The following is a 7,636-nucleotide window of genomic DNA, read 5'->3' as shown; positions in this document are numbered from 1 at the left end:
CGGCTACCTACTCGCAGCCCTCGGGCCCGCTGCCATCGGCGCCGTCCACAGCAGCAGCAACGGGTGGACAGAACCCCTGATTCTGCTCCTCGCCCTCCAGATCGTTCAGTTCATCTCCTCCTGGAACGCAGCCCGACCACGCCTCCTTGACTAGCGCAACGCCCTAAGACGACGAGAAGATCCGACCGACCGCGGATCGGCCAATCACCGCAACGGCAGCTCAGAGAAGACGATGCAGACCAAGTGTTGGCACCGACAGCATCCTGTTCCCTGCCCGTACCTGATGGGCGCTGTCACCGGCCTGATCACTGCGCTGTCCCGGCGGGCGACCGTAGGCACAACCCCGCTACGCCCGGAGGACGTGCCCGGCACAACCACGCGCGAATAGCGGCTTTCCAAGCACTACCTAGGAGCGGTCGGATCCGCGTGTGCATCGAGTTCGAAAACCGATGCGAGGCAAGACATTCGCGTAGCCAGAGTTCCGGCTCGCTGTGGCGCCCATCGCGCCGGTAAAGGAGGTCCACGCCGACGAGCCAATCGGTGTGCTCGTAGCGTCGAGGTGGAGTCGACGAACTCCCCTGACGCGAGGCCATCAACGACGAACTGACGCGGAACGGTGGCCCAGCCGAGACCCGCACGAGCCATCTCCATCAGGGCACCGTAGTCGTGGATACACCACGTTTGCGCTGTCTGCAAGTACTCAGCCGTGGGACGCAGCGCTCCGGCCTCCGCGTAGAGAAGGCGCCGATGCTCGCGCAGATCCGCGAACGACAGTCGTCGGCGTCCTGCAAGTACGTAACTGCGATGCGTCACGTGCATGGCGATCAGGTTGCCGAGCCGACGGAACCCAAGTGATCTGTCGTAGTCGGGATCGGTGAACGCCACCCCTATAGCGGCTCGGGCGGCCAGCACGTCCTCGCTCAGACGGCCGGTTCCGAGCGGGCTGCGCAAGAACAGGTTGGTATACGGGTAGCGGCTCGCAAACTCCTACAGCGGCTCGACGATCGTCCGCAACGGCACGCTCACGCTGATCGTCAGCGAGTCAGCGGTGCCCGCGGCAAATGCAGCGGCCTGCGACTCGAAGGCCCGCGCACGATCGAGGACGGTCCGTGCCTCCGGCACCACTCGCTCTCCGGTGGGAGTCAGTCGGGGGATCCGCGAGGACCGGTCAAACAGGTCCAGCCCGAGCTCGATCTCCAGTTGAGCGATTGCCTCCGAGAGCGAGGATCGCGCCTTCCCCAAGATGCGGGCGGCTGCGGAAAAGGAGCCGGCCTCGGACGCCACGACGAACGCCTCAAGACGGTCCAGGCTAAATACCACGGCCTACCTCCATCCATCGCGGTGTCGGCCAGGTCGTGACGGTGAGGATCGACGATGCCCATGACGTACTTGCCGTCGCCGTCATCGTGGAAGAACAGGAAGGCCGGGTGCATCAAGAGGTGCTTGTCGCCGAACTCGTAGGGCACCGCGAAAGCGTGGCGGCCGGACGAGGGGTTGCGGTACCAGCCGACCAGGGTCTCGACGTCGAGTTCGGCTCCGAGGACGGACGTCCCCACGCGCAAGCCATCTGTCGGACGTTAGGAACCGGCCTCTGCGAAACCGTGCCGCGCTGTGGTCAGCAGAGCACCACCCTCTTTGAGGCACGGGTGAGGGCGACGTAAAGAACTCGATCGTCAAAACGGTCTTGCTTCAGCCCTGCCGCCAGTCGAGCTGATTCAGCGGCGGTGAGTCGTACGCCGACCACTGGCCATTCAAGTCCTTTTGCCTGATGAACGGTCATCCCCGCGACCAGGTGAGGTTGGTTCATACGACGGGCAAGGGCGAGCAGTCGGTTTCGCTGGACGAGTTCTCCTTCTTCTGGCATACGGCGAAGCTGACGTGGGCTTCCGAGTTCGCGGAGAGCTTGCCTGAGCTCCGTGATCGCCGTCGATGCCGCGTGCGCGGTCCCCGGCCGGAGTGTCTCCAAGACTGATGCGAGGATAGCGCCATCGGCGCGAAGACTTTCCGGGTTAAGCCCGAGCAACGCTGCAGCTTCGTCTGCATAGATTGCCGAATGTGCAAAGTGGCCTTTGACGAGTCTGTCAAGCAGAAGGGCGATTGCAGCATCGGTCTGGTTGTCCAGGCGACCGAATGACAGGGGAAGGACGCAGTCAGGGCCGGACCATATGTTGTCCCACTTGTGCGCAAGAACCACGTCGCACCCAGTCGGGTCGTTGATCGTGTCGAGCGCGACCGACCGTTCGGATCGTGCGGCCTCGGCGACCCTGATCATGTCGGGAGTCTTGAAGCGGAACGATGCTGCGACGGGGAACGGCTTGAACCCTTCTTGTTTCACAAGTTGGGGAACAAGGTCCGGACGAGCGCCGCGGAAGTCGTACAAGGCCTGCCAGGGATCGCCGATCACGGTGGTGCTGATCCCAGCGGAGGCCGCGAGGCGAACCAGATCGAGATCGAGCTCGTTCGCGTCGAACACTTCGTCAACAATGATTGCTTTGGTCGTAGCGGTCAGGTAGTTGGCTACCTCGTCTCGGAGTTGGTTGTTCCTGAGGACAGCGCTGATGACCTGGCGGACTTCGGCGTGTGTACATCGTCCGGCAGCAAGGTGGTCTTCGAAGTGCTTCTTGGCGCCGATGTTGTAGTCAGGCCTCCTGATCTTGACGCCTCGCGATCCGACCGTGGTTCCGTACAGTACGGCGACTCGTCGGTAGTCCATCACCTTCGACATCCAACGAGCTCCGGTCTGTCCCCTCCAAGTGTCTAGAACGGTCAGCTCGGTGTGATCGCCCATCCAGGAGATGGCCCGTCGCCGCAGGAGAAACGCCAGGACTTCGCAGTGCAACGTGTCGAGCGTTAGGGCTTGATGTGGCCACGAGAGCGCACCACTACCCCTGTACCGCGCCATAACTTGTCCTCAGTCCTTGACCAGGGGTTTCGTTGACCTCTGTGATCAGGCCATGATCGCGGATCATGATGTTTCGACTGGTGTACCTGGCGTCGGTGACGATGTTCGCTTGGCTGAGGCTGCTCGCCCGGCGTACCGCAGCCAAGAACGTCGAGATCCTGGTGTTGCGGCATGAGCTGGCGGTGTTACGCCGCCAGGTGGGGCGGCGGCCTCGTCTGTCCTGGCCGGATCGCGCCATCCTGTCCGCGCTGGCCCGCCTACTGCCCCGCACCCTGCGACTGGGACGGATCGTCACACCCGGCACGCTGCTGGCCTGGCACCGGCGTCTGATCGCCAAGAAATGGACCTATCCCTCACGGCCTGGTCGGCCACCGATCAGCACCGAACTCCGCGACCTGATCGTCCGCCTGGCCCGAGAAAACCCCACCTGGGGCCACCGACGCATCCAAGTAGAACTGATCGGCCTCGGGCATCACGTCGGCGCGGGAACCATCCGCCGCATCCTCCGGCAATCCCACATCGGCCCCGCGCCGCGCGAGGCGGACACTTCGTGGCGGAGTTTCCTCCGGGCTCAGGCATCCGGGCTGCTGACAGTCGATTCTTTCCACGTCGACACCATCAACCTTCGTCGGCTGTACGTCCTGTTCGTCATGGAGGTTCGTACCCGCACCGTGCACATCCTCGGGGTCACCGCCCACCCCACCGGCGCCTGGACCACCCAGGTCGCCCGCAACCTCCTCATGGACCTCGGCGAACGCATCGCTTCCTTCCGAGTCCTCATCCGTGATCGCGACACCAAGTACACGCCCGCATTCGACGCGGTCTTCGCGTCCGAGCGCGTGAAGGTCATCAAAACCCCGCCACAGACACCACAGGCGAACTGCTACGCGGAACGATTCATCCGCACCGCCCGCGGCGAATGCACCGACCGGCTCCTGATCTACAACGAACGGCACGCCATGGCAGTGCTCAACGAATACACGGACCACTTCAATACCCACCGCCCGCATCAAAGCCTCGACCAGCACCCGCCAGAGCACGATCCGACGACGGTGATCCCGATCGACGCACCGATCCGGCGTCGCAAAGTCCTGGGCGGCGTGATCAACGAGTACACCCGAGCCGCTTGAAGCCCATCAGAAAAACCCCAGACCAACCCCGTACATCGAGTTTTGGCGCCCTACAGGCCCACCGCGGCTGCCGCAGTGGGCCGCATTTCTATGTGACTGCCACCGGCCAGCTATGCCCGATCAGTGGCCATGACACGCCGGGATCGAGCGATGAAGTCCTCGCATCCCAGCGTGGTCAGTCGACGTGAGTGGCGTCGCGGACGGCTCCGACATACTCCTCGACGAGGCCTTCCAACGCCACGATGCCGACTGCGGTCCCAGTGTCGTCCTCCCGTCTGTCCACCTGAGACCACGCACTCCCAGCTCGACCGCCTGCCATCGCTGATCGGCATCACACACATCCGCTTCGGCATACCCCGCTCGACCAACGACTCCCCTACATGCCCATGCACGGGTACTGGCTACTCGACGACCACGCACTCGTCGAGAACATCACCGCCGAAATCCGCATCACCGACGAAGACGAAGTCGCCACCTACCACACACTCACCGACCGCCTCTGGACCGCCGCAGCCGAAGACAACGACGCCCGCCACATCCTGCACCGCCTGTTGAAGACCTGACCGACCCTCGGTCGAACTTCGATGACAAGCTCGACGATTGGAGATCGCCGCCCAACTACCCGAGCGACCAGTCGGCATCACCGTCGGTGACGGCAGGGTTTTCTTCCTGCTGGCTTTCCAGGCGGCGATCATGATCGCGAACGGGATCTTCCGGCCTCCAGTTCGGCGTTGCGCTCACGGACGGCGTTGAGCTCGAGTTCGAGCTCGGCGACGCGGAATGCGATGGTCAGCACCGTGTGCCCTTGATCGAGGAGTTCGCGGACGCGGGCGGCGAGTGCGAGCTGCGCCCGGCTGTAACGGCGGTGCCCGCCGCTCGAACGCTCCGGTTCGACCAGGCCGGCGCCGTCAAGGCTGCGCAGGAAATCAGGCGTGACACCAAGCATTTCGGCCGCCCGCCCCATGGTGTAGGCCGGGTAATCGGCGTCGTCGAACGCACTGGGCGTGGAGCGGCTGGCCATCAGTGGCCTCCTCTGCAACCTGACCTCTGGCAGGGTTCGGTCCCGGCGGGGCCGAAACCCGCCGGGACCGAAATGGGACCGTACTTCGGGCGATCAGCTCCCGCTCTGCGTGAAGCCTTCGATCACCTTGCGTTCGCTGGAACGGCCCACCGAGATGCGCCGCGGCTTGGACTCCTCGGCGACCGGGATGGTCACCGTCAGCACACCGTCCTTGTAGTCGGCGGCGATGTTGTTCATGTCCAAACCATCGCCCAACAACAGCTGGCGGCTGAACGTCCCGCGCGGCCGTTCGGCGGTCAGGTAGCTCGCCTCACCCTGCTCGCTACCGTGGGCAGGCGTCCTGCGCTCAGCCCGCACCGTCAGCGTGTTCTTCTCAGTGGTCAGCTCCAACGAGTCCGAGTCCGCACCCGGCAGGTCGAACTCGATCACGTAGTGGTCACCGAGCCGGTAGACGTCCATCGGCATCGATTGGGGCGTCCGGCTCGCACGCAGCATCTCGTTGGCCAGACGGTTGAAATCACGGAACGGGTCGAACTGCAACAACATCACTCACCCCTTCTTGATGCAACTCACAGACCCGAACAGATCTCATCGGTGCTGCTGACGCTGATCCTGCACCTCCAAGGGAGGAAACCTGGAGCGCCAACACACTTATTCTGGCAATGGCGTGACCGTGTTTCAAGAGGAGCGCGGAAGATTTTTTGCGAAGCCCCACTCGACCCACCTGCAGCACGCTGTCCGGAAACATCCTTCGAAGGCAATTCACCGTCAAGCCCGCGCTAGTCGGAATTCCGCCACCGCGGAAGTCCGACTAGCGCATCCTCAGCTCCCGGACCGCAGGGCGGTGGAGACGACCTGCACCGCTTCGTCCTGGATGCGCGCGAGGTGCTCCGGACCCTGGAAGCTCTCCGCGTAGATCTTGTACACGTCCTCAGTTCCGGATGGCCTCGCGGCGAACCAGCCGGAGTCGGTTTCGACCTTCAACCCACCGATGGGCGCGTTGTTGCCCGGCGCGGTGGTGAGCAGTGCCGTGATGGGATCGCCCGCCAGCTCCGTTGCGCACACGGCATCCGGGGACAGTTTCGACAGGCGTGCCTTCTCTTCCGGGGTTGCCGGTGCGTCGATGCGGGCGTAGCTGGAATCGCCGAACCGCTCGACGAGCTTCCGGTACAGCTCGTCGGGGTAGGACCCGGTCCTGGCGGGGATTTCCGCCGCCAGCAAGCCCAGCAGGATGCCGTCCTTGTCAGTGGTCCACGTGCCGCCGTCGTGCCGGAGGAACGAGGCGCCCGCGCTTTCCTCCCCGCCGAACGCGATCGATCCGTCCAGCAGGCCGGGGACAAACCACTTGAATCCCACCGGGACTTCGACCAGTCTGCGGCCGAGGGTCTCGGCGACCCGGTCGATCATCCGGGAACTGACCAGGGTCTTACCGACCGCGGCACCGGATGGCCAGTCGGGGCGGTGATCGAACAGGTAGTGGATCGAGACCGCGAGGTAGTGGTTCGGGTCGAGCAGTCCGGTTTCTCGGGTGACCACCCCGTGCCTGTCGGCGTCCGCGTCGTTGCCGGTCGCGATCTGGAAGTCGGCCCGCCGGTCGATCAGCGAAGCCATTGCGTACCGTGATGAGCAGTCCATGCGGATCTTGCCGTCCCAGTCCAGCGTCATGAACCGGAACGTCGGATCGATGTGCTGCTGGACGACCGTCAGGTCGAGCCCGTACCGGTCGGCGATCTCGGTCCAGTAGGCGAGGCTGGCCCCGCCGAGCGGGTCGACGCCGAGACCGATGCCGGCGGCGCGGATCGCGTCGAGGTCGACAACCGAAGGAAGCCCGCCCACGTAGGCATCGACGAAGTCGTAGGCGCTCGTGGCCGCCTTGGCACGGGCGTACGCGATTCTGCGCACTCCCTTCAGGTCCTCGGCGAGCAGTTCGTTGGCGCGCCTGGCGATCCAACTCGTCACAGCGGTATCGGCGGGCCCGCCGTGCGGCGGGTTGTACTTGAAGCCGCCGTCCGTCGGGGGATTGTGGGACGGGGTGACGACGACCCCGTCGGAGAGGCCGCTCGCGCGCCCGGCGTTGCGCGCCAGGACAGCCCGGGACAACGCAGGCGTCGGCGTGTAGCCGTCCCGGGCGTCCACGAGCACATGCACGTCATTGGCCGCGAAAACCTCCAGTGCGCTGACGAACGCCGGTTCCGACAGCGCGTGGGTATCTCGAGCGAGGAACAGCGGGCCGTCGATGCCCTGGGCGGACCGCCAGTCGCAGATCGCCTGGCTGGTGGCCAGGATGTGGTCCTCGTTGAAGCTCCGGGTGAAGGACGAACCGCGGTGTCCGGAGGTCCCGAAGGACACGCGCTGTTCCGGCGCAGTGGGGTCGGGGTGCTCGGCGTAATAGGTGGTCACCAAACGTGCGACATCGACCAGATCGGACGGGTCCGCAGGCTGCCCCGCCCTCGGATGCACGGCCATCGAACACCCCTTCCGTTGGCTTCCACTGCGAGGACGCCACAATTCACCATCGAAAAGCGCCCGCGCTCGGTCGATTCTCCCCCACCAATCGGTCACCCGTCCACGAGGCGTTCGAGC

The 7,636-nt window shown here is 64.6% G+C and carries 7 protein-coding genes and 1 pseudogene; 2 read left to right on the top strand and 6 right to left on the bottom strand.

Annotated features, from left to right (window positions below; translation table 11 throughout):
• Window positions 1-402: 402 nt before the first annotated feature.
• From AB0I53_RS30605 to AB0I53_RS30595, 3 genes and pseudogenes are all read right to left on the bottom strand, one after another.
• Window positions 403-972, bottom strand: a pseudogene (locus AB0I53_RS30605) (LysR substrate-binding domain-containing protein); the annotation flags it as partial.
• Window positions 973-987: 15 nt separating this feature from the next.
• A complete protein-coding gene (locus tag AB0I53_RS30600) occupies window positions 988-1,320 on the bottom strand; it encodes a LysR family transcriptional regulator (RefSeq protein ID WP_358610512.1) in 333 nt (110 codons plus the stop codon).
• A gap of 295 nt (window positions 1,321-1,615) precedes the next feature.
• A complete protein-coding gene (locus AB0I53_RS30595; protein ID WP_358610509.1) occupies window positions 1,616-2,725 on the bottom strand; it encodes a UvrD-helicase domain-containing protein in 1,110 nt (369 codons plus the stop codon).
• Window positions 2,726-2,967: 242 nt separating this feature from the next.
• Between AB0I53_RS30595 and AB0I53_RS30590 the strand changes: the two genes are divergently transcribed.
• Complete coding sequence (locus AB0I53_RS30590; protein ID WP_358610506.1) at window positions 2,968-4,032, top strand: integrase core domain-containing protein; 1,065 nt, start codon at window positions 2,968-2,970, stop codon at window positions 4,030-4,032.
• Between the two features lie 380 nt (window positions 4,033-4,412).
• The gene (locus tag AB0I53_RS30585) at window positions 4,413-4,595 is read left to right on the top strand and encodes a hypothetical protein (protein WP_358610504.1); all 183 of its coding nucleotides are present in this window, start codon (window positions 4,413-4,415) and stop codon (window positions 4,593-4,595) included.
• Between the two features lie 128 nt (window positions 4,596-4,723).
• On the opposite strand, the gene AB0I53_RS30580 is transcribed toward AB0I53_RS30585, so the two are convergent.
• The 3 genes from AB0I53_RS30580 to pgm form a co-directional block, all read right to left on the bottom strand.
• On the bottom strand, window positions 4,724-5,053 hold the full coding sequence (locus tag AB0I53_RS30580; RefSeq protein WP_358610501.1) for a helix-turn-helix domain-containing protein: 330 nt from the start codon (window positions 5,051-5,053) through the stop codon (window positions 4,724-4,726).
• A 93-nt stretch (window positions 5,054-5,146) separates the two neighbouring features.
• The gene (locus tag AB0I53_RS30575) at window positions 5,147-5,599 is read right to left on the bottom strand and encodes an Hsp20/alpha crystallin family protein (protein ID WP_358610523.1); all 453 of its coding nucleotides are present in this window, start codon (window positions 5,597-5,599) and stop codon (window positions 5,147-5,149) included.
• Window positions 5,600-5,875: 276 nt separating this feature from the next.
• On the bottom strand, window positions 5,876-7,519 hold the full coding sequence (gene pgm, locus AB0I53_RS30570; protein WP_358610498.1) for a phosphoglucomutase (alpha-D-glucose-1,6-bisphosphate-dependent): 1,644 nt from the start codon (window positions 7,517-7,519) through the stop codon (window positions 5,876-5,878).
• Window positions 7,520-7,636: the final 117 nt, after the last annotated feature.

Source organism: Saccharopolyspora sp. NPDC050389 (assembly GCF_040655595.1).
In the GTDB taxonomy this organism is placed as follows: domain Bacteria; phylum Actinomycetota; class Actinomycetes; order Mycobacteriales; family Pseudonocardiaceae; genus Saccharopolyspora.
Note: the sequence above shows the minus strand (reverse complement) of the source record. Positions and strands in the feature narration are given on the sequence as shown.